This window comes from Methylocaldum sp. MU1018 (assembly GCF_053646775.1).
Genome location: NZ_CM132195.1, coordinates 85,001 through 105,402, shown reverse-complemented (window position 1 = coordinate 105,402; position 20,402 = coordinate 85,001). Strand labels below are relative to the sequence as shown.

Here is a 20,402-nt window from a genome sequence, read left to right as displayed (position 1 = left end):
CTCAAAACAAGCTTCGCGCCAGCATTTTCAAGAGATCCGCAACGGGAATTTCGATGGCCAGAACCGGGACCATCGGCAAGACCGCGGCGGCCAAAAGAGCCGTGACGGTCTGGCGGTCGATGGGTGCGATCCGGGTAGCGCTTACGGCATCGTACAGAGCGCGCACATCGGCGGCGGGGCCGAGCTCGGGCGCCTTGAGCAAGGCATCGTCGCGGACCGTTTCGCCCCGGATCCAGCGGCGGTGGACCAGCCTTCCGTGGCGTCCCGCCAAGGCGCCGTAATCGAGCAGGGCCCGACGCCGCATGCGTATCAATTTACCGGCGAGCGCCAGCAACGGGCTTAAACCCAGAAGCAGCACGATCACGACATGGAGTGACACCGGCATTCTCAAGGAAGCGACGCGCGCGCCGTGATAAAGAACGTTGTGGGCGAAGTGGGAGGCCAGCACGATCGATGCGCCCAGCACGAACGGAATGAAAATCCGCGGAGCCATGCTCAGGAAGCCCAAGCCGCCCGCCTGGTCCGGATGAACCGGAACGAGTTCGAGATCCAGCCTGGAAATTTGTCGCAACAGAATCCCGAAAACCACGATGCGCCATATCCATAACGCCATGAGGAAGCTGAAAATCGAGCGCAGCACGATGAGATACCACCATCCCGCAAAGATGAGCCCGACCCGGCCGGCATCCCGATCGATGGCCCAGGACGCCTCGTGCAAGCGCTCGAACCGTTGTACTGGATAAACCACGTTCGCCGCCACCAGGCCGATCAGGATGGCGAAGACCGGCCAGGAATTGAGCAGGCGGTCGGCGGTCTTCAACGCCGAGCGGAACCTTCCCATCGAAGACTCGCCGACCAATCCCGAGGCGACGAAATGGCGAATCAGCGATTCGAGGCGCACGAGGCCGCTTTCGCCGACGATGAAAAGCGGTATCGCGATCAGGGAGCGCGCGTGTATGGCGAAGTGAAGGAGCAAGGGTTCGGCGGTTACGCCGCCGAAGGCTCGACCGGCGAACAAGGCCGCGACGACGATGGGCAGCCAGCACAAAAGCGCGAAGAACAGCGCGCGCCGTTTGACGCCCAAATCGTGGGACGGCGCCAGGCCGAGCGCCCGTTGCAGGCGAAAGAACGGGTCCTTGCCCACGAAAAAATGCTCGATGCCGCAATCCGGTTCCTGCCGATCCATGTCACACTTTCCTTCGATACCGACGGAGATTTCTCCGATGAACCTACGGTATCACACTCCAGCCAATATTATTTTCGCCGGGCGCGGTGAGTCAGCGGTCAAAACATGATCTAACAAGTGACCGCTCGTCCTGCTTTCGAGCGGAAACGGAAATCGGCTGGTTTTGGAAAACACTTTGGAGGGACTGATCATGTGGTCGATTTATCGTCGTTGTGCCGCGGAATTCATCGGAACGTTCTGGCTGGTTTTCGGCGGCTGCGGCAGCGCGGTTATTGCCGCCGCCTTCCCCAACGTCGGCATCGGCCTGCTCGGCGTGGCCCTGGCTTTCGGCCTGACCGTGCTGACGATGGCCTATGCCGTGGGCCATATTTCGGGCGGCCATTTCAATCCGGCAGTATCCGTCGGCCTTTGGGCCGGCGGCCGGATACCGGCGTCGGATCTGGCGCCGTACATCGTGTCCCAGGTTTTCGGCGCGATCCTGGCCGCCGCCGTGCTGTATCTGGTCGCCAGCGGAAAGCCCGGATTCGACGTCGCCGCGGGATTCGCCGCCAACGGTTACGGCGCCCATTCGCCCGGGGAATACTCCGTGGGCGCGTGCTTTTTGATGGAAGTCGTGATGACCTTCATGTTCCTCACGATCATCCTGGGCGTCACCGATTCGCGCGCTCCGCAAGGGTTCGCGCCTCTGGCCATCGGCTTGGGCCTCACCCTGATTCACCTGGCGAGCATTCCGGTGACCAACACCTCGGTGAATCCGGCCCGCAGCACCGGCCCCGCGCTGTTCGTGGGCGGCTGGGCACTCGCCCAGCTGTGGCTCTTTTGGGTCGCGCCCTTCATCGGAGCCGTTCTCGCCGGCCTGGTCCACCGCGTGCTGTCGGCGACCATCCACCGCGAGGATTGGCAGGCCGCCGCCGCGACCCGAGGGCCGAAGACGATTCCGTAAACGGCAGCCGCGAAGATGGGCTCCCGAGCCGGTCTTGATCCTAAAAACCGCGGTTGAATCTCCGAAACGGCCGCCAGGCCACGCCGGCCGCCGCTGGCCCTCTCCCCAACCCCTCCCCGAAGGGAAAGGGGCCGAACTTCCTTCGCCCTCTGGGAGAGGGACTGGCCGGTCGCCGTGGCGTCGGTGCCCGCAAGGGCGTGGCCAAACGCCCTTCTCCCGACCTTCAAAACACCCTCTCCCTTTGGGAGAGGGCCGGGGAGAGGGTTTAGAGCTTTTCAGGTCGTTTCCAACGGCCGGATTTAGGTTGATCCCTCCGGGCGAGCGCATGGGGATGTGCGCCGGCTACTCCTCCTGTTTCCTGCGAATCGGCCGGTTATCCGGCATAACGCCGCCCGTCACGGGAAAGAATCCCGGCGGCCCCTTCAGCCAGCGGTAGCCGTAGCGGGCCAGCTTGTAGCCGGTGTCGAACAGTACGTTCATCACGGTGTTGTTGAACTCGTCGATGCGGTCCGCGGTGTCCATCTCGTCCGGAATCAAGGCCAGGTTGAAATCGAGCCCGTCGCGCTGAGCCGTGGCGAAAATGCGGTAGAGATCGCCGACACCCTCCGCCTTGATCAGGGAAGAGATCACGCGCGGAGCGATCGAACGTATCACCGGCCTGACCGCGCGCCAATGAGGTTTGGCCTGGGTGTTCCGGATGACGTACACGCGGGACTTCCGGCGCATCCGGTCGAAGCCCAGATCCTTCAAGCCTCGCAGCGGATTCAGCATGGAACCGTAGAGAAACACCTGATTGGCGACGCCGCCGTCGACGTGCATCTCGTCATAACGGCGTCCGCCGGCCTCGACCGTCAGATACACCGGCGGAAACGCCACCGGCACGGCCGCCGAGGCGATCATGATCTTGCGGAACAGATCGGCCGCATCCGGGTGGCCGGAGGCGGCGATGGCCCCCATGTTCCAGACCACCGGGCGCTGCGCGTCGAGCGCGGTGGTGCCGATGTACAGCCGCCGCCCCTTGGCATGCTCGGCGGCGATATCCTTGAGCATCTGGTCGTCGACATAGTCCGTGGTGAGCTTGGCCAAGGGATCGTTCAGGCTGATGGCATCGGTCCGCAACATCCCGAAAATGGACTTGAGCTTGAAAATGTTCTTGGAGCCGATGGTCGTATAAACCTTTTTCAGCTTGTCGTCGTAGGCGGGGCCCAGAAAGGCGAACGGAGCGGTGAGCGCCCCGGTGCTGACGCCGGTGACCAGCTTGAATCGGGGACGGTTTCCGGCGACGCTCCACCCGCACAGGAGGCCTGCGCCGAACGCACCGTCGCCCCCGCCGCCCGAGATCGCCAGGATGCCGATGGTGTCGCCCGGTTTGAAAAGGCCGCTCCGCTCTTCCTGACGAACGGATTCGATCACGTCTTTCTGGAATACCGGGCTGAACTCGTCGCCCCAGGCCCTCACTCCCGGTATGCCCGGTATCCGAACCTGGCTCTCGATCTGCGCCGAAGGTGGGAAATGCGGCCGGAGCGCGGTACAGCCGGCTATCGCGGCGGCCATGACGAAACACCACAGCCGGCCGATGGATTGTCCCGCCGTTTTCGCCGATCCGACCCATCCCATGACTGCCCTCCCGTATCGTTTCACCGATCCTTGAACCGTACCCGCAGGCTGCGGATTGCCATTGTCTTTGACATCGGGCGGATCGAAGGAATTCGTTTGCCGGCGCGCGGCATCCGAGGCTTATGTGAAGGTCTAAGGCTTATCTCTCGAGACGACCGGAGAAGTCGGAAAACGATGGCCGGGAGGAAAAGACGATGAACGTCGCCATTTTATGGGCGGTTTTAGCCCTGTTCGGATTATTGGCGTCCTGCGCCGAAAGGAATCCGCCCCCGATGGGCGTGTCCGCGGCGGTTCGGGTCGCTCACACCCGCGCCGATCATTTGGCCTTGGCCGATCGCTATGAAGCGGTCGCCAGAGATATGGAAAACAAAGCCGAGGAGCACAAACGGATCCTCGCGCAGTTCCGGAAGGACCCCCACGACTTTCCCAAGGCTTATATGGGAGAAAACTTCGAAAACCGTACCAAACGGCTGATCGATGTCTACGAACGGGCCGCCGATATCGACCGAAAGCTGGCGGAGGCGCATCGCGAAATGGCGGACGCGCTGAAATGATTCCCCTCGCCCGAACGCCGCCGTCCGGCCCGAAACAGGCTCTCGCCCAAACGCCCATCGAGCAAGCCGCCCGAAGGCGGCTTGCTCGATTCGAAATTTCGTTTAAACGCCGATATCGTTGCTTTCGATCGGCCGATTGCGGCTCGGCGAGTCTCAAAGATGCCTGGTCGGACCGCCGATGGTTCCCTGCCGCAGAAGCTTGCCCGAGGGGTCGAAGACGAGTTCCATGTGCTGTTTCCCCTCCTTGATATCCATTTCATAGCCGATCACGGATTTGTCCGGATTCATCACTTTTTCCGCCTCCTTGACGGCGGCATGGGGATGCTCCCGTTTGACCGCCTGCCGGACCACCGCCGGGACCGCCTTGACTCCGATCCCTTCATGCTGCTCGACCAATTTCCCGTCGGCGCTGTAAACGAATTCCTCTTCCTTTCCCTTGGTCTTGTATTCGACTCCGTAATAAGGCGTTCCCTCCCGCACTTCCTCTTCGTAAGCAACGCTTTTCGCTTGCGGATGGTCCTTTTCGAAGGACTGCAATACGGCCTGGGGAACGTCGCCCTTCTTGAGCGCCTTATGCTCAACGGATTCTTGGGCATTCGTATCGGCGATATAAGAAACCGTGACGGCCATAACGGCACCCATTAAAACCTTTACTCTCATAAATCCTCCATGTCCGCGGTTTGAGAAAATTCTGCCAAAAATTCGACAGATCCCTGCGTCGAAGTTTCAAAAATCGCAGCATCTTGCCTTCTTGGGCGCATCGAGCATTCCCGTGACGGCCGGGCCGGGTCGAATCGACCTTAGGTATATTTACCTATTGTTGTCACCCGGCCGGAAAGAAACAATCCAGGCGCGGCCATCGCCAGGATTTACGGAAGGGACACGATGAAAACACGCACACCCGGACATACCGTGCGCCTGATTGATATGGCGGTACTCCTCGCCCTTCTGTCGGGCTGCGCGGGCACGACAAACGCCCGCCTTCGCCCCGAAGGCCGGGAAAAATCGGCGAAAACCCAAGCGCTCGAAGCCGGGGCCGCGGTGCTGCAAAACCAATCGCCTCTGCGCCCGATGGATATCTATCTCTCCGGTTTCCACGTCGCCAAAAGAGATCCGTCCCATCAAATGGAAGCGCATCACTACTGCCGCCAAGTCAACGAGGACTTCGCCCAGTGCGTGCTGTTCGACGGCAATACCGCCAATGCCAATCTCATCGGCATCGAGTACATCATTTCGGAAACCCTGTTCGAATCTCTGCCCATGTCGGAAAAGAGATACTGGCATCCCCACAATTACGAGATTCTCTCCGGCCAGCTCAAGGCGCCCGGGATACCCGGAACGGCCGAAAAGGAGCTCATGAAAGGGAAAATGAACAGCTACGGCAAGACCTGGCATGTCTGGAACTCGGCGCCGTTCGGAAAACGCGGCGATAAAATGCCTATCGGCGCCCCGATCCTGGAATGGTCGTTCAATCGCGACGGCGAGGCGCTGCCGGGCTTGGTCGAAGAGCGCGACCGGCGGATGGGAACCGACATCGCCCAGGACCGGCTCGACCGGAAAGACCTCGTCCCCCTGGCCAAACCCCAGACCGGCGTGAACGTTTTGAAAAAGAAGTTCCCCGGGCCGACCCGCTCCATGCCGGGAGTCATGGACAAAAACGACGAGCGATCCAAGAATCCGGAACCGATCAGCCCCGTATCGGACTCGAATTGACGACCGGGGCCCGGAAACGCGCACCGCCCGAACGCTTGCATCAGCCAGCGTCTCCGCACCGCCAGTCAATCCCTCGGTAGTCCGTTCGTCCGCGATGCCCGGCGCAGCCGGCTGCGCGACGTCCGCTTGCGAGGAACGACGTCGCCAGACCTTCGCGGTTGCCTGCCGCGGCTACCGGCGAACCGAAAAACGGAATTAAGCGCCGGAAACGATGTCTGGAATTAAAGACGACCGACAGCCAGAAACCGAGCGTGACCGCCGTACGCGCTCTGCCCGAAATGGAGAATGACGCATGAGACCCGCCGCAGCATCGATCCTGTTCGCTTTGATTATCGGATTGGGCGGTTGCGCCACCGCGAAGCCGGTACTTTATCCGAACGAGCACTTTCAGAACGTAGGCCAGGCCGTCGCCGACCGCGACATCGCCGAGTGCAGATCCTTGGCCGAAGCCGCCGGCGCCAGCTCGCGGCAGACCGGCGCCGGCAGCGCCGCCAAAAGCACCGTCGGAGGCGCCGCAATAGGCGCGGCGACCGGAGCCGTCGGCGGGGCCGTGGTCGGATCGGCCGGCGCCGGCTCCGCCATCGGCGCCGCCAGCGGCGCGGCAGCGGGGTTGATTCGATCCATGTTCGGCCGGTCGGAACCGGATCCCGCCTATCAAACGTTCGTGAACCGATGCTTGCAGGAACGCGGCTACGATGTCGTCGGCTGGGACTGACGGCCCGACGCTCTCGGCTGAAACTCGCGAGCGCGTCATGGATCGTCGCAATCTCATTTCCGCCGGGCGCCCGCCCACGGCAGGCTCATCCTTCGCGCCGATCGGCGAGACTTTGCCGCACGCGCACCTTCGGCGCCGCCGGCGCCACATTTTCCCGGCTTTGCGTCCAGCCGCGATTCGCGTAAAGGATTGACCTGTCCGAGCCCGGCCTTAATATTCATGAGTTACTCACAGCCATCCGATCACGGCTCCGGCCGGTATATTTTCACCACAAATGAGTAACTCATGGGAACCGTATATGCGCGGACTGAAACCGGAAAAACACGCTGACGCAATGACTTATCTGCGCCGCATGCTCAGGGAGCCCGGCAAGGCGAAAGACATATTAGTAACTCACGAGAGCGAGGCTGCCGAACAGCTCGACCGCTGTTCGGACCTGCGCCAGTTGAACGGATGGATCGAACGGCATTTGAACGACATCGGCCGGAAACGCTTGCAGAACGCTCTGAACCAGCGCCGGTGCTCGGCCAACCTGCAACGGATGAGCCTCAAGAAGAGCACCTACGCCGCCCTGGCAAAACTCGCCAAAGAGCAGCGAATGACGCTCAACGAAACCGTCGAGCACCTGTTGCGATTACACCGGACCGAATTCTTAGTTACTCATCGTCCGCCCCGTTCACCGGAGCCCGACCAGGTCAATGAAGAAATGCTGATCTGGATGATGGCCCGATCTTCGGGAGGCGAGTCTTAAACCTAGAAACGCCCCGGCACACGCGACCGGCTTTCGAAAAGGAGCTTTTGAATTCAAAAACTTGACAGCCCCCTTCGGCACAGTGGTATCGTCGGCTCAGCCAGGCCGTCGAAACGGCGCGAAGAGGCATCGCCCGGTCCACCCGCATGTACGCATCTTATTTCCATCTCCGCGAACCGCCCTTTTCCATCGCCCCGAACCCGCGCTATCTCTATCCGAGTCCCCAGCACCAGGAGGCGCTGGCCCATCTCTCGTACGGAATCGGCGCAGGCGGAGGATTCGTCGTCCTGACGGGCGAGGTGGGCACCGGAAAGACGACCCTGTGCCGGCGCCTTCTCGACCAGCTACCCGACGATGTCGACATCGCACTGATTTTCAATCCCCGGCTGAGTCCCCGCGAACTGCTCGCCAGCATCTGCGACGAACTGCGCATCGCTTACCCGGAAAACCGAGCGAGCCTGAAACAGTTGATCGATCTGCTGAACCGGCACCTTCTCGAAATCCATGCACGGAGAAAACGAACCGTCGTCCTGATCGACGAAGCCCAGAACCTCAGCTTCGACGTGCTGGAACAAATCCGACTGCTCACCAATCTCGAAACGGATCAGACCAAACTGCTGCAAATCATCCTAGTCGGCCAGCCCGAACTCGGCCTCCTTTTGGCTCAGCCGAACTTGAGGCAGCTTTCGCAGCGGATTTCCGCGCGCTACCACCTGCGGCCGCTCGATTTTCGGGAAACGGCGGCTTATATCCGCCACCGCCTGGCCATCGGCGGCGCCGAGACTTCGCTGTTCAGCCGGACCGCCGTCTTCGAAATCCATCGGCAATCGGGCGGAATTCCGCGCCTGATCAATCTCATCTGCGACAGGTCGTTGCTGGGCGCCTACAGCCTCGGCAAAAGCCGAGCGAGCCATGCCATCGTCCGTAAGGCCGCCAAGGAACTCATGCCACAAGCCAACATCGGGCATGGCGCAAAACTCTCGGCCGTCACGCCGCTCGGCCTTTTGGCCGCGCTCGCCGTGTGCGGAACGATCTATGCCGGCATCGAGTTCCGCGCCGACCCGGCAACCATGCCGCTCCGGCTATCGGCTTGGCTGAATCCGCCGAAGGCCGCCGATCGGCCGAAGCCGGACGAGCCAACGCCGCAAAGCGCCCCCGAGCCCGCGAAACCGGCCGCAGCGCCCGCTCCCGAACCGACGTTCGTCGAACTGATCGCAGACCCCGGCGCGACCCGCGACCGGGCCTTCGCCCGCGTCCTATCCTTATGGCGGATCGAAGCGCCGGACGGAACGAGCGACATGTGCCGCTTCGCCGAGCCCAAGGGATTGCGCTGCCTGTCGACCCGCGGCAACTGGTTCCGGCTGCGAGCCCTCGACCATCCGGCCGTGCTGGAATTCGCGCTGCCCGACGGCGGAAAGCGTTATGCGGCGCTCGTCGGCATTCGCGACGACAAGGTCGAACTGAGTTGGGGCGATCAAGACCACGCCTTCGACTTGGCGGACATTCTGCCGTTCTGGCAGGGCGACGCCACCTTGCTCTGGAAACCGCCGAACGGCGACGCACGGGCGCTCGGCGCGGGCGTCAGGGGGGAAACCGTGAAATGGCTGAGGCAGATGCTGCGCGTGCCCGCGCAAGACGGAGCCGACGATTATTTCGATGAGAATCTCAAGGCCCGAGTGATCGCGTTTCAGACTGAACAGGGCTTGGCTCCGGACGGCGTGGCAGGTCCCTATACCCTGATCTATCTGAGCCGAAGGGCCGGCGATCCCGGCGCGCCGAGGCTCGCCGCGGGTTCTCCATAAAACCGGAACAGCGCCGATGTCCTACATTCTCGAAGCTCTCCGAAAATCGGAACGCGAGCGGCAGGCGGGCCAGGCCGCGCCGCCCGCCCTCGTCCCGGTCGATCAAGCGCCGCCGCGGCGCCGCGGGTCGGTCTGGCCGATCGCGCTTGTCATCGCGCTCAACGCGGCGGTTCTCGGCTATCTCTGGTTCACCCGCTGGGGAAAGAGCGATCCCCCGCCCGAGGTCGCGGCGGAAAGCGTCGCCGCCTCGGACGTTGCGGCGGCGCAATCGGGTTTCGTCCCGGCGCCATCGAGTTCAGCGGAAATTCAAGCGCCGCCGGAAGAAAAGCGCCCGGCCCCCGTCCAGGCCGAGCAGCCCCCGATAACGCGACGCGTCGACGAAAAAGCCGGTCAGCCGGCAACGCCGCCAAGGGCGGCCAAACCCGCGCCTTCGGAAAAAATAGAACGCCTTTCGGCCAAGGCCTCCGGGAAAATCCGGCAACGGCTCGATCAAGAGCCCGGAATCGAGCCCGCGGCGGAAAAAGACATCGCGCCTCCGGTCGAATTCCGGGCTCTCGCAGACGTACCGGAACCGCGCGACCCGGCGGAGCCCACGAACCCATCCGCCATTCCGTTTCTGCAAGCCATGCCCGTCGATTTTCAGCAGCGGGCGGGACCCGTCACGATCAACGTATTCGCCTACTCCGAGCAGCCCGAAGAGCGCTTCGCGATCATCGATATGAAGAAATACCGGGTGGGCGACCGCACCCAGGGCGGCGCGGAACTCCTGGAGATCCGTTCCGACAGCCTGGTGCTGAGATGGGAAGGCCGCAAATTCCGCGTCCCGCGCCCGTGAATCCGGTCGATGCGCGGAAAGCCGTTTTTAATGCCGCTAGGCCGCCCGCTCCATTTCGGGGTCGTATTGTCCCCGTGCGGCGGCTCCGTTGAGGCGCGCGCGCCGGATGAGAGATTGCTGGACCGTGGCCCGGTTTTCCGCCCGGCCGCGCCAGAGCGCCATCGGCGATGCCTGCAAAGCCCGGCTGAACGAGAAGGTCAGCGTCCACGGCGTGTTCATCGTCTGAGCCTTGACGTTGATCGCGTTGAGATTGGCGGTCGCCACCGTGTCGCTCTGGCCGCCGGAAAGGAAGGCAATGCCGGGGACCGCCACGGGCACGGTCCGCCTGAGGCAGGCGAGCGTCATGTCGGCGACTTCATCCGGCGGAGCCTGGCGCGGACAGTCGGCGCCGGCGAGCACCATGTTGGGCTTCAGTATCATGTCCTTGAACACGATGCGGTAGCGTCCGAGCGCGTCGAAAACCTCGTGCAGGGTCTCTTCGGTGGTCCACCGGCACGCTTTGATGTCGTGGGCGCCGTCCATGAGCACTTCGGGCTCCACGATGGGCACCAGCCCGTGCACCTGACAAAGTCCGGCGTAACGGGCCAGCGCCTCGGCGTTCGCGCGCAGGCATTGGGAGGTGGGAATGCCCTCGCCGATGGCGATCACCGCGCGCCATTTGGCGAAACGCGCGCCCAGCCGTCGATATTCGTCGAGCCGGTCGCCGAGGCCGTCGAGTCCCTGGGTAAAGCGCTCGCCGGGGAAGAACGGCAGGTCGGCCAGGCCCTTGTCCACCTTGATGCCGGGAATGACGCCCCTGGCGGCGAGGAGTTCCGCGATCGGCGTGCCGTCGGATGCCGTCTGACGGATGGTCTCGTCGAACAGGATCACGCCGCTGACGTATTTTTCCAGATCCGACGCGGTGAAGAGCATCGTGCGATAGGCCCGGCGCGTCTCCTCGGTGCATTCGATGCCGAGCTTTTTGAACCGCTTTTCGATCGTCCCCGTGCTCTCGTCGGCGGCCAGCAGCCCTTTGCCCGGCGCGACCATGCGTGCCGCTATTTGTGCCAATTCATTGGACATAAACCCTCCTTTACTCTTCGAAACTCGTCTATGGCGAAACCCGAGAACGGCGCCGATTGCGCGATTCCGGCCGATACCGGCCGCGCATGAAGCCTTAGACCGAATGCAGTACGGCGGGTGCCGGTCATGCGAGTCGATCATAGCTTCGATCGGCGGCCGGGTCACCGTGATCCGGCCGCAACCCGCTACTGTCCGGATTGTCGAACAGATTGAACAGATCAACGGAGGAAACGGCCATGCACGTCAGCTATGAGGAAGCGCAGCGCGCCATTGCCGCGGCGCTGAAGAAATCCGAGGAAATCGGCGCGCGCAGTTGTATCGCGGTGGTGGATTCGGGCGCCACGCTGAAAGCGTTTGCCCGGATGGACGACGCCTGGGTCGGCAGCATCGACATCGCCATCCGAAAGGCTCGGACCGCCTGTTTTTTCGGCATGCCGACCGGCGAAATCGGCAAGATGTCGCAGCCCGGAGGCTCGTTGTACGGGATCGAGGTCTCCAATGAGGGCTTGATCACGTTTCCGGGCGGACTGCCGATCGTGAATGCGGACGGCATTCTGATCGGCGCGATCGGAGCGAGCGGCAGCACGGTCGAGAACGATCACAAGGTGGCCATGGCGGGATGCGAGGTGGTCGGCGTGTCCGATCTGCCGGAACACCCCTGGCGCACCTGAAGCCGGATAGAGGAACGGAACGCTGGCAAAAAAAGGCCTGCCGAAAAGCAGGCCTTTTTCAAATGAACATTCGGCTTGAAGGGGCCTTTCCATGTCCGCCCGCGATTGGTTAAGCCATGAGGCCCTTGCGAGCCGAACTCAAGCCAAATCGGCTCGCTAACCAAACCGGTAATTTCGGGCCTTGGCTGGCCGGTCTTTTAACCGCCACCGCCCGGTGCCGCTCCACCGCCGCCCGGTGCCGCTCCGCCGCCGCCCGGGGCTATTCCGCCGATAGCCGGGGTCGTCCCGCCGCCTGCGGTAATGGAAACGAGCTGCCCGCGGATTTCTCCATCGGGATGCTGATCCGAGGACACATTCACATAGATATTCCCAGCCGCTATGGCTTGAGCCAATTGGGCCACGGTCGTGATCGCGCTCCCCGTCGTGGTCGTGCAAGTCGTCTGATCATTGGTCGTTTGCGTCGATTCCGGAATGATATTGGCATCCGACAAGGTCGCGCTGACTTCGACCGGTCCTGTCACGCCGCCCGTTATCGTTCCCAACAAATCGGCGACGACCGGACCGGCTTGTCCCGACGGAGCGCAGTGCAAATGAGCGCTGACCAGCCTTGCGGCGCCCCCCGGCGTTGCTCCGCCTCCCGGTGCGATCTGGGCGCCGGCCTGCTCCAAAGCGAGTCTGTACGTCAATTGCGTCGAATCCTGATTGAATCGGAAGATCGCTATGCCCTGAGCCTTGGAATCGACCGCGGGAGCTTCCTGCGCGCCTGTCAGATTGGCGACGAAAGGCCCCTCTTGGCTGTAGACGGCGCCGGAAAACAAACCGGCCAATAACATCGATAGCGCTTTTTCACGTTTGATCATATCCCTATCTCCTTGTGCTTCGTTGCTCCGGTAGCGCATGGCGCGCCCTTTGGAGAACGGTTTTCAAATTGTGCCCGTTGAAAAATTCCTGACAAAACGGAATGGCCCTCTTGATCTTTTGTGATTCGATGATGCGACAGGCGATTCCGTTCCGATGCAGATTTACTTACGGAAATCCGCCTATTTTTTGAAAAATCAAAACCGACCGGAATGCCGGCGAGATCGGGCCGACGCCCCGATCCGGTTCGCGCGCTCCGCGCAGCCGCCGCTCAGGCCAGATAGATCCGTTCCAAGCTGCTGCGGGCGACGTTGCCGGCACGGTCTTCCGCTTCGATGTAATAACGAATGTCACCGGCTCCGATGGGCAAGCCCGCCGTGTAATAGCCGGCGGTGACGGCGGCCCCGGTTTCGCACGGATATGGACCGTGATCCCTCATCGGCAGAACGGTTTCTCCGTTCGCGGTGCGGAGGATCAGGTCGACTCGCTTGACGCCTGAAACGTCGAAAACGAAGGTGTGCGCGATGCCCTGGCGCGGGGCGTCGATCAGACAGCCCTGCCCCCATCGCTTGCCGCCCGGATTTTCCGGGGTCACCCAGGGAGCGAAGACGGTCGGCCCCGTTCGATCCCGGCCGGCGGCGAGCGTGGCTTCGAGCGCCGGCTTCACCAGTCCGTAAGCCCGGTTGGCGGCGTTCGTGACTTGCCGGTCCCAGACGTCCTGTCCGGTCCAGTACCAGTAGCAACTGGTTTCGGCGGTCAACAGCAGGCGGACCGCCGCGGCCAACTGCGAGTGTCCGGGTTCGCTGTCCTCCAGGGTATGGACGATGTTCTGGAAAGCCGTCAGCACCGCCCAGGAATTGAGGTCCGGCGAATAGGGCTGGTCGTACCGGCTGAACCACTTCATGAACTGCGGGTCGCCGTTGTCCGCCCCGCTCCACGAGCCCGGCTCGATGTGGACGGCGCGGGCCGGATCCGGCGGAAAGCGCTGCAAATAATCGTCGATGGCGGTCAGCTCGAAGCGCGGGTCTTCGCGCAGCCAGCGCACCAGTTGCCCGGTGTTGTGCTTGTAATAGCTGTCGGCGCCGCCGCCGTGATTGTCGCCGTCGGAGTGCAGCAGGAAAAAGGGCGGATGCGCGGGGTCGTAACCGCCGGTTGCAGCCACGCGGTCGTACACCTGCTCCAGCACGTCGGGATATTGCAGCGCGCCGAACCCGCCGCGAGCGTCTTCGTTCCCGATGTAGCGCTCGGCCGGAACCGCGATGAGTTTGTGCGTCCGGCCGTCCGCGTCTTCGTAGGCGACATATTCCGGCCGCAGCAGCGACGGCGAGATTTTCGAACTCGCCCAGATGTTGCGGAGCTGCACCCAGTCGTCTACCGGCGCGTTGACCTGGTCCGCCGGATTGGGCGGCAGCATGCCTTCACCGATGCCGGCATAGGGATAGTCCCGGCAAGCGCGGAAGCGGTGGATCGAGTCGTAGATGACCGCCGTGATGCCGGCTTCGATCAGGGCCGGAATCATCCGCGCGTGGAAGGCGGTTTCCGGCGGAAACAATACGCGCGATGCCTTGACGCCGAAGGCATCGCGTACCAGTTGCCGGTGCCAGGCGATTTGCCGGACGATGTCCCGTGCCGGGATCAAGGGCATCAGCGGATGGAAAAAACCGAACGCGGCGAAGGCGATGCGGGGGTTTCCGAGCACGGTTTTCTCGCCGGCCATCCCGCGCAGCGCTCCGTTCCAATTCGAGAAGCGCCCGCCGCAAAGACCTTCGACCGCGCAACGGTCGAGTTGCTCGATCAGCGACCCGCTCCAGCTGAGCGACAGTCCGGCATGCGGCAAACCGCCCTCGATGTACTGCCGCACCGCGGCGGGAACGAAATCGGTATAGTTGCCGACCCGCGAGCCGAAAATATCGTCCTTTTCCCCGTCCCAGGCGTTCTGATCGGCGGCATTGTAGTACGGCTGGTGCATGTGCTTGTGGATGCCGAAATAGATTTTGATCTCGGCGCCGCCCATCGCGTGGACACGGATTTGCGGCTCCGCCACGGGCGCCGATGCCAGCCGCAGCGTGCGGAATGCCTTGATCCAGTCATCGGCGTCGGCCCGATCGAGGTCGGCCCGCCGGCACCCTTCTACCTGAACCGCAATCTCCCCGGCGTCCAGCAGTCCCTCCGGCACCGTGGCCACGTAGGTCCACCCGGCTTCCGGCCGAATGGCATCGTCCTTGATGAGCTTCGGCGCGCCCTGCCCGTGCAGGACGATTTGCGGGAACGAAATTTCCCCGTCGGCCCTGAAGACGATCCGAAACGCCGGATTCTTGCCCGAGGGCTGGCAAAGCAGTGATGCGGGACAATCGATTTCGACAAACCTGGAAAATACACCCATTTATGGATTCCTCGGCTTCGTGCGGCCAAAGTTAAAAATGGCGGGCGCGCCGCCGGAAAACCGCCATTCGGTCGCGGCTATTCCGGTTCCGCGTAAGGGGGAGAAAATTCATCGACGAATTGCGGGGCGGCCTTCCCGAACGCCGGTACAGGCCGCCGATAGGTTACTCATAGAAAACACAGCGTTACGCGCCGTTGGCGGCGCCGGGGCTGTTGTAAACTGTGTCGCCGATTTTTTCAACGACGTTTTTGCGCGAGGTTTATTCATGGCGAGCGGATTCATCCAACCCAGGCAGGCTTCTCCCGATGCGTGGCAAACCTGGATCAAGCAGGGCTTTGAACTGGTTTCCCGGAAATGGCCGGCATGGATCGTCGTGATGACCGTATGCTGCCTGGCGACCGGCATCGCGGGTGTCGCCGAGCCGATCGGGGAATATCTGACGTTCGCGATAGGATTCAATCTCGCGCTGACGGTGGATCACGAGTCGGACTGGGCCGGCATGCGCTCGCGCTTCAGTTCGCTGTTCCGTGGTGCGGTCAAATTCGGCGTCCAGGTCGGCCTGTTCGTCTTTCTGACGACCATTCCCCTCGACATGGCCCTCACTTCCAGCGAGGCGGCGATGCAAGCCGCGTTCGCCGCGAGCGGTCGGGAGGTGGCTGTCGGAACGGCGAATCTCCAGCAGAGCAACGATATCTCGACGCAACTCGCCCTGGTTTACGAGGCGAGCGGAAACAATCTCATCGCGTGGGCCATGATCTTGCCGGTCGGCCTCGGGTTCCTTTATCCCCTGCGAAGCCTCGGCGTGGACTTCATCAGAGCCTTGGCGCAAGGACAACAGGCGGCCTTGCTGAACCGGCGCTCGATCCTGCTCGTGGCCGCGTTTTCTTTTGCGAGCGTGCTGGCTTTCATCATGCTCGGCCTATATCCACTCATCCCCGTCGTCCACGGTTTCTGGATGGCGGTGAATTACGTGATGTTCCGGGATATTTTCTTGGGTATTGCGGAGAACCGCCGCGTTCCGGCCAAGGCGGCCCGGTTCAACCCGGCGCGAACCGCGGCATCCCGGATTTAGCGACCGGCCGCATCGACTGCGCGCCTTAGACAGAGATTCCGACACCGGAACGATATCGGATGAGTAAAGCGGGCGCTACGTTTGTCTTATTTACTGCACGGTATCTCACCGGCCCGGTGAGTTGCAAAACCAACCACGGAGGATATGCCATGATTGGCTGGGCAGTTACATTTCTCGTTATCGCCATCATCGCCGCGATTTTGGGTTTTACCGGCATCGCCGGCACGGCGGTTCAAATCGCTTGGATATTGTTCGTCGTCGGCCTGATCCTTGCCCTTGTCTTTTTCGTGATGGGCCGCCGCCCCCCTATCTAAATAAGCACTCCGCCGTTCGATTGGGCAGCGGTTTCAGCAACCGCTGCCTCGTTCCGCTCTCTCCGCTCGCCGGCGACAGGCTCGTAAGCTACCACGCCATTAATTCAAGGTTTCCCGAAAAACCCATGTCCTGACGGACTGTACCCGCTCCTCTTTAGTGCGGAACCTCGGCAAATGGCCGGATAAAAAAAGACCTGCCGTGAGCGGCAGGTCCAGAATGAAAGCGGATTCTGATTTTCGCGACTTTATAACGAATGATTCGGACTATTGTCCGCCCGGAGTTCCCCCAGGCTGAGGACCGGCTGGACTGCCGCCGCCAGGACCGCCGGGACTACTCGGGGTTGACTCTCTCTGACAACCGCCGAAAACCAAGGAAACCACAACAAAACCAAGGGCAATCAGCTTTTTCATAAGCCTATCTCCATTAAAATGTGAGAATCGTGAAGCTCCATCCTTAAAAAGCGATGCATTGCCTCATGTAAAGTGACACCAAACAGTTCACTAAGTTCTTGTTTCCGATGTCTAAAAAACGTCGATCGTCGAATTTAACATTTAGCCGCCCGAAATCTTCGGGCAATTACCCTGTCTGGCCGGGGCCATGCACATCAGGCACGGTAAAAGATATGGCAGCGATTATGCCTATGCCGGTATGGAGTGCCGGCCCGTTACGGGCCAAGCACGATGACAACCTGAGCAACAAACCCGTAGCGCCGGGCTTTACCGACGAATTCCTCCGGCGCGCTCCGCACTCGATTTCCGGACGGGCTTTCGAGGATTTCGCGCGCGTCCTCCCGACTCGGCTTAAAACCTCCGTCCCCACGACATAAGGAAACGAACCATGACCGGAAGAAGGACTGAACCACCCCCATCACACTGGCTGCTGAATCGGCTGACGGAAAAAAGTACCTGGAGCGGATTTAGCCTGGTTGTAATCTGCAGCCTGATTCTTTTAGGACTACCCATTGTCAAGACTCTCGCCTGGCTGGGATTACTCTATGGCCTCTATTCGATGTTCTCGGCGGATTAGCGCGACTTGCGGAATTTGCTCAGGCGTTACGATTCTGCTCCGCGCTTTGTGACATGAAGACTTTGGCGTGCCATCGAATCGGCTTCAATGGCGGGAATTTTATGGATGTCCTCGATTTCCCCCTCCGGTAAGCAATTCTACCTAATTGCTTCATGCCGGATTCCGTAGGGTAATAGACGACACCTGCCGTTTCCAAACCCGGATGTCCCGGGGCGGGTACCGCACGCTGAATGAGATTTAGCGTTATGGATTTAAGTTTTCTTACGCGAATGGAGGTAAACGAAATGGCACATCAACCAGGACAAGGACAACCAGAACAACCCAAGAAAGATTACTTCTGGTTCTATATCGGCGGGCTCATAGCCTTAGTAATCGTTGGCGTTTTTCTATTGAAAGGGCGAGAAATGTCGAGCGTACCCTATAAGGCCTATGAGGAGACGAAAAAAGAAGTCGAGCGGCAAACTCAGCAAGCCAGATAATGATGAAAAGCCACTGATCCAATTTCATTCCGTCGATCAGCGGTCACAAAAAACCCGGCTTCGGCCGGGTTTTTTGTCGGTAATGGCTCACATCTTGAAGTGCGGGATGGAGCGAGCGACGCTGGCGGATGTGCAACGTACAACGTATCTGCCGCCCTTATATATCGATTCTGTTCTCTACAAGAGTCAGAATTTCCGACTGATCATCGGATGGAACGAAACCGTCTCGACCCGGCCATCATCGATTCGCTCAAAACCGTCCTGGACATGCTGGACAAGGAGTTGGAGGAGACTCGCCAACGCATCAAGAACCTCATCGACAACGATCCCGATCTCAGGCAGCGACGGCATCTCCTGGAGTCCATTCCAGGCATCGGACCTGCCACTTCGGCTTACCTGCTGACGGTGCTGAGCCCCAGCTTGATGAGAGTTTCCGGCCGGGTATGGTCCTGGAAGCGCACCTTATAACCCACGGCTTGGCCAAGCGGCTGCTTCAATTCCTCGGCGATCCGCGCGGCGACGCTACGGGCAGCGATGCGGCGCGGCTGTGTATGGCCGATGTAACCGGAGATTCCGCAACCGGCTTCAAGGCAGATTTTCGGCAACTGAGTCGTTTTACCCGAGCCCGTTTCCCCGCAGACTACGACGACCTGGTGATTGCGAATGCTTTCGAGAATCTCATCTTTTTTTTCGGCGACCGGAAGCTCTCCCGGATAATCAAATGCCGGAACACGGTCCGCTCGCAATCGCCTTTGCGCTGCGGACTGGCTCATCAAATCTTTCAAGGCCCGGAGCTTGTCCGTTTCAGTTGGACTACCGCGCATTTCTGCGCGTAGACGCGAAAGCCTCTTCCGAAGATGAAAGCGATCCTTGCCAAGGCAAAGATCGAGATTCCGTTCGAGTTGTTTGAAGATCTCTTGCATCGAAAGAACAAAATTCAGATTGTTAAAAACCATTCCCCCTTCCGGGACAGGTCAATACAACACATGCCACCGCAATCGCCGAATCACGCAGCTTGTAGCCCATATTGTGTCGGCAATCAGTATAAGAGTTGGCGAAATGGCCTCAAAGTCATAGCTTCGAGTAAAGGACGTCGCCACTGGCGCGAGCGTTCTGAAACTTATTCCCCACAAGAAATGCTGAGGATGCGACGGAAGATGGCAAAACGGCGTCACGATTCTTTCGACTGCATCTTTTTTACGCGACGCATCTAAATTTCGGTCGAAAGACCGGGACGGACGTCTAGGATTAAATAGATTCAACAAAAAAGCCCCGATAGAATTTACCGGGGCTATAAGAGAAGGGAGCCTGGCGGTGTCCTACTTTCGCATGGGTATCCACACTATCATCGGCGCTAAGCGGTTTCACTTCCGAGGTCGGTATGGGATCGGGTGGTTCCCGCTTGCTCTGGCCACCAGGCAAAACTGGTTGAGAGTCGAGCTGTTTTAGGTGTGCTCTTCACTCGGACAACGTACACGGCGTCAGGTCTTCACCCAAACGGTTTGGGCGTTATATGGTCAAGTCTCACGGGCAATTAGTATTGGTTAGCTTCAGCCATTACTGACCGTCCACATCCAACCTATCAACCTGGTAGTCTTCCAGGGCCCTTCAGGGGACTCGCAGTCCCAGGGAGATCTCATCTTGGGAGGGGCTTCCCGCTTAGATGCTTTCAGCGGTTATCCTGTCCGAACATAGCTACCCGGCTGTGCCACTGGCGTGACAACCGGAACACCAGAGGTTCGTTCACTCCGGTCCTCTCGTACTAGGAGCAACTTCCCTCAAATCTCCAACGCCCACGGCAGATAGGGACCGAACTGTCTCACGACGTTCTAAACCCAGCTCGCGTACCACTTTAAATGGCGAACAGCCATACCCTTGGGACCGGCTACAGCCCCAGGATGTGATGAGCCGACATCGAGGTGCCAAACACCGCCGTCGATATGAACTCTTGGGCGGTATCAGCCTGTTATCCCCGGAGTACCTTTTATCCGTTGAGCGATGGCCCTTCCATACAGAACCACCGGATCACTAGGACCTACTTTCGTACCTGCTCGACGTGTTTGTCTCGCAGTCAAGCGCGCTTTTGCCCTTACACTCTGTGCACGATTTCCGACCGTGCTGAGCGCACCTTCGTGCTCCTCCGTTACGCTTTGGGAGGAGACCGCCCCAGTCAAACTACCCACCATACACGGTCCCCGATCCGGATCACGGACCTGGGTTAGAACTCCAAATTCACCAGGGTGGTATTTCAAGGTTGGCTCCACCGGAACTGGCGTCCCGGCTTCATAGCCTCCCACCTATCCTACACAAGCGAATTCAAAGTCCAGTGTAAAGCTGTAGTAAAGGTTCACGGGGTCTTTCCGTCTAGCCGCGGGTACACTGCATCTTCACAGCAAGTTCAATTTCACTGAGTCCCGGGT

19 protein-coding genes and 2 rRNA genes (1 of these 21 cut by a window edge) are annotated in these 20,402 nt (G+C 60.6%); 13 read left to right on the top strand and 8 right to left on the bottom strand.

Annotation, left to right across the window (positions count from 1 at the left end; all coding sequences use genetic code 11):
* Position 1: 1 nt before the first annotated feature.
* The gene (locus tag ACWJKU_RS00460; protein ID WP_454144979.1) at positions 2 to 1,186 is read right to left on the bottom strand and encodes a hypothetical protein; all 1,185 of its coding nucleotides are present in this window, start codon (positions 1,184 to 1,186) and stop codon (positions 2 to 4) included.
* Positions 1,187 to 1,376: 190 nt separating this feature from the next.
* Here ACWJKU_RS00460 and aqpZ point away from each other — a divergent pair, with 190 nt between their 5' ends.
* The gene (gene aqpZ / locus ACWJKU_RS00455; RefSeq protein WP_454144977.1) at positions 1,377 to 2,129 is read left to right on the top strand and encodes an aquaporin Z; all 753 of its coding nucleotides are present in this window, start codon (positions 1,377 to 1,379) and stop codon (positions 2,127 to 2,129) included.
* A 342-nt stretch (positions 2,130 to 2,471) separates the two neighbouring features.
* On the opposite strand, the gene ACWJKU_RS00450 is transcribed toward aqpZ, so the two are convergent.
* Positions 2,472 to 3,746, bottom strand: coding sequence for a patatin-like phospholipase family protein (locus ACWJKU_RS00450; protein ID WP_454144975.1), 1,275 nt, complete (start codon positions 3,744 to 3,746; stop codon positions 2,472 to 2,474).
* Between the two features lie 194 nt (positions 3,747 to 3,940).
* Here ACWJKU_RS00450 and ACWJKU_RS00445 point away from each other — a divergent pair, with 194 nt between their 5' ends.
* Positions 3,941 to 4,300 (top strand): hypothetical protein, encoded by a 360-nt coding sequence (locus ACWJKU_RS00445; protein WP_454144973.1) that lies wholly within the window; start codon positions 3,941 to 3,943, stop codon positions 4,298 to 4,300.
* A gap of 153 nt (positions 4,301 to 4,453) precedes the next feature.
* On the opposite strand, the gene ACWJKU_RS00440 is transcribed toward ACWJKU_RS00445, so the two are convergent.
* Positions 4,454 to 4,960: a PepSY-like domain-containing protein gene (locus tag ACWJKU_RS00440; protein WP_454144971.1), complete on the bottom strand. Its 507-nt coding sequence runs from the start codon at positions 4,958 to 4,960 to the stop codon at positions 4,454 to 4,456.
* Between the two features lie 225 nt (positions 4,961 to 5,185).
* Between ACWJKU_RS00440 and ACWJKU_RS00435 the strand changes: the two genes are divergently transcribed.
* The 5 genes from ACWJKU_RS00435 to ACWJKU_RS00415 all read left to right on the top strand — a co-directional run bounded on the left by ACWJKU_RS00435 (position 5,186) and on the right by ACWJKU_RS00415 (position 10,116).
* Positions 5,186 to 6,013 (top strand): OBAP family protein, encoded by an 828-nt coding sequence (locus ACWJKU_RS00435; RefSeq protein ID WP_454144969.1) that lies wholly within the window; start codon positions 5,186 to 5,188, stop codon positions 6,011 to 6,013.
* A 292-nt stretch (positions 6,014 to 6,305) separates the two neighbouring features.
* On the top strand, positions 6,306 to 6,728 hold the full coding sequence (locus ACWJKU_RS00430; protein ID WP_454144967.1) for a YMGG-like glycine zipper-containing protein: 423 nt from the start codon (positions 6,306 to 6,308) through the stop codon (positions 6,726 to 6,728).
* Between the two features lie 298 nt (positions 6,729 to 7,026).
* Positions 7,027 to 7,479 carry a hypothetical protein gene (locus ACWJKU_RS00425; RefSeq protein WP_454144965.1) on the top strand — a complete coding sequence of 151 codons (453 nt, stop codon included), beginning with the start codon at positions 7,027 to 7,029 and terminating at the stop codon, positions 7,477 to 7,479.
* 146 nt (positions 7,480 to 7,625) lie between these two features.
* A complete protein-coding gene (locus ACWJKU_RS00420) occupies positions 7,626 to 9,281 on the top strand; it encodes an AAA family ATPase (RefSeq protein ID WP_454144963.1) in 1,656 nt (551 codons plus the stop codon).
* 16 nt (positions 9,282 to 9,297) lie between these two features.
* Positions 9,298 to 10,116 (top strand): general secretion pathway protein GspB, encoded by an 819-nt coding sequence (locus ACWJKU_RS00415; protein ID WP_454144961.1) that lies wholly within the window; start codon positions 9,298 to 9,300, stop codon positions 10,114 to 10,116.
* A gap of 36 nt (positions 10,117 to 10,152) precedes the next feature.
* Here ACWJKU_RS00415 and ACWJKU_RS00410 read toward each other — a convergent pair whose 3' ends face one another.
* Positions 10,153 to 11,178 (bottom strand): class I fructose-bisphosphate aldolase, encoded by a 1,026-nt coding sequence (locus ACWJKU_RS00410; protein ID WP_454144959.1) that lies wholly within the window; start codon positions 11,176 to 11,178, stop codon positions 10,153 to 10,155.
* Positions 11,179 to 11,414: 236 nt separating this feature from the next.
* Between ACWJKU_RS00410 and ACWJKU_RS00405 the strand changes: the two genes are divergently transcribed.
* Positions 11,415 to 11,849 (top strand): GlcG/HbpS family heme-binding protein, encoded by a 435-nt coding sequence (locus ACWJKU_RS00405; protein WP_454144957.1) that lies wholly within the window; start codon positions 11,415 to 11,417, stop codon positions 11,847 to 11,849.
* Positions 11,850 to 12,046: 197 nt separating this feature from the next.
* Here the strand turns inward: ACWJKU_RS00405 and ACWJKU_RS00400 are convergent, their stop codons facing one another.
* Positions 12,047 to 12,709, bottom strand: coding sequence for a CHRD domain-containing protein (locus ACWJKU_RS00400; protein WP_454144955.1), 663 nt, complete (start codon positions 12,707 to 12,709; stop codon positions 12,047 to 12,049).
* Between the two features lie 269 nt (positions 12,710 to 12,978).
* Positions 12,979 to 15,090 (bottom strand): glycosyl hydrolase family 57, encoded by a 2,112-nt coding sequence (locus ACWJKU_RS00395; RefSeq protein ID WP_454144953.1) that lies wholly within the window; start codon positions 15,088 to 15,090, stop codon positions 12,979 to 12,981.
* 265 nt (positions 15,091 to 15,355) lie between these two features.
* Between ACWJKU_RS00395 and ACWJKU_RS00390 the strand changes: the two genes are divergently transcribed.
* The 5 genes from ACWJKU_RS00390 to ACWJKU_RS00370 all read left to right on the top strand — a co-directional run bounded on the left by ACWJKU_RS00390 (position 15,356) and on the right by ACWJKU_RS00370 (position 18,818).
* A complete protein-coding gene (locus ACWJKU_RS00390) occupies positions 15,356 to 16,162 on the top strand; it encodes a hypothetical protein (protein ID WP_454144951.1) in 807 nt (268 codons plus the stop codon).
* Positions 16,163 to 16,221: 59 nt separating this feature from the next.
* Positions 16,222 to 16,476 (top strand): DUF1328 domain-containing protein, encoded by a 255-nt coding sequence (locus tag ACWJKU_RS00385; protein ID WP_454144949.1) that lies wholly within the window; start codon positions 16,222 to 16,224, stop codon positions 16,474 to 16,476.
* A 1,311-nt stretch (positions 16,477 to 17,787) separates the two neighbouring features.
* On the top strand, positions 17,788 to 17,982 hold the full coding sequence (locus ACWJKU_RS00380) for a hypothetical protein (RefSeq protein WP_454144947.1): 195 nt from the start codon (positions 17,788 to 17,790) through the stop codon (positions 17,980 to 17,982).
* Positions 17,983 to 18,192: 210 nt separating this feature from the next.
* The gene (locus ACWJKU_RS00375; RefSeq protein ID WP_454144945.1) at positions 18,193 to 18,450 is read left to right on the top strand and encodes a hypothetical protein; all 258 of its coding nucleotides are present in this window, start codon (positions 18,193 to 18,195) and stop codon (positions 18,448 to 18,450) included.
* Entirely contained in the window at positions 18,426 to 18,818 is a 393-nt protein-coding gene (locus ACWJKU_RS00370; protein ID WP_454144943.1) for a hypothetical protein, read from the top strand. Before ACWJKU_RS00375 ends, ACWJKU_RS00370 begins: the two co-directional genes overlap by 25 nt.
* A 470-nt stretch (positions 18,819 to 19,288) precedes the next feature.
* Here ACWJKU_RS00370 and rrf read toward each other — a convergent pair.
* Positions 19,289 to 19,401 (bottom strand): 5S ribosomal RNA (gene rrf, locus ACWJKU_RS00365).
* A gap of 94 nt (positions 19,402 to 19,495) precedes the next feature.
* Positions 19,496 to 20,402: ribosomal RNA gene (locus ACWJKU_RS00360) — 23S ribosomal RNA — on the bottom strand (it continues 1,986 nt past the right edge of the window).

Excerpts from the sequence above, each read along its gene's own strand:
- ACWJKU_RS00460 (WP_454144979.1), bottom strand. The coding sequence starts at position 1,186 with ATGGATCGGCAGGAACCGGATTGCGGCATCGAGCATTTTTTCGTGGGC.
- aqpZ (WP_454144977.1), top strand. The coding sequence starts at position 1,377 with ATGTGGTCGATTTATCGTCGTTGTGCCGCGGAATTCATCGGAACGTTC.
- ACWJKU_RS00450 (WP_454144975.1), bottom strand. The coding sequence starts at position 3,746 with ATGGGATGGGTCGGATCGGCGAAAACGGCGGGACAATCCATCGGCCGG.
- ACWJKU_RS00445 (WP_454144973.1), top strand. The coding sequence starts at position 3,941 with ATGAACGTCGCCATTTTATGGGCGGTTTTAGCCCTGTTCGGATTATTG.
- ACWJKU_RS00440 (WP_454144971.1), bottom strand. The coding sequence starts at position 4,960 with ATGAGAGTAAAGGTTTTAATGGGTGCCGTTATGGCCGTCACGGTTTCT.
- ACWJKU_RS00435 (WP_454144969.1), top strand. The coding sequence starts at position 5,186 with ATGAAAACACGCACACCCGGACATACCGTGCGCCTGATTGATATGGCG.
- ACWJKU_RS00430 (WP_454144967.1), top strand. The coding sequence starts at position 6,306 with ATGAGACCCGCCGCAGCATCGATCCTGTTCGCTTTGATTATCGGATTG.
- ACWJKU_RS00425 (WP_454144965.1), top strand. The coding sequence starts at position 7,027 with ATGCGCGGACTGAAACCGGAAAAACACGCTGACGCAATGACTTATCTG.
- ACWJKU_RS00420 (WP_454144963.1), top strand. The coding sequence starts at position 7,626 with ATGTACGCATCTTATTTCCATCTCCGCGAACCGCCCTTTTCCATCGCC.
- ACWJKU_RS00415 (WP_454144961.1), top strand. The coding sequence starts at position 9,298 with ATGTCCTACATTCTCGAAGCTCTCCGAAAATCGGAACGCGAGCGGCAG.
- ACWJKU_RS00410 (WP_454144959.1), bottom strand. The coding sequence starts at position 11,178 with ATGTCCAATGAATTGGCACAAATAGCGGCACGCATGGTCGCGCCGGGC.
- ACWJKU_RS00405 (WP_454144957.1), top strand. The coding sequence starts at position 11,415 with ATGCACGTCAGCTATGAGGAAGCGCAGCGCGCCATTGCCGCGGCGCTG.
- ACWJKU_RS00400 (WP_454144955.1), bottom strand. The coding sequence starts at position 12,709 with ATGATCAAACGTGAAAAAGCGCTATCGATGTTATTGGCCGGTTTGTTT.
- ACWJKU_RS00395 (WP_454144953.1), bottom strand. The coding sequence starts at position 15,090 with ATGGGTGTATTTTCCAGGTTTGTCGAAATCGATTGTCCCGCATCACTG.
- ACWJKU_RS00390 (WP_454144951.1), top strand. The coding sequence starts at position 15,356 with ATGGCGAGCGGATTCATCCAACCCAGGCAGGCTTCTCCCGATGCGTGG.
- ACWJKU_RS00385 (WP_454144949.1), top strand. The coding sequence starts at position 16,222 with ATGAGTAAAGCGGGCGCTACGTTTGTCTTATTTACTGCACGGTATCTC.
- ACWJKU_RS00380 (WP_454144947.1), top strand. The coding sequence starts at position 17,788 with ATGGCACATCAACCAGGACAAGGACAACCAGAACAACCCAAGAAAGAT.
- ACWJKU_RS00375 (WP_454144945.1), top strand. The coding sequence starts at position 18,193 with ATGGAACGAAACCGTCTCGACCCGGCCATCATCGATTCGCTCAAAACC.
- ACWJKU_RS00370 (WP_454144943.1), top strand. The coding sequence starts at position 18,426 with ATGGTCCTGGAAGCGCACCTTATAACCCACGGCTTGGCCAAGCGGCTG.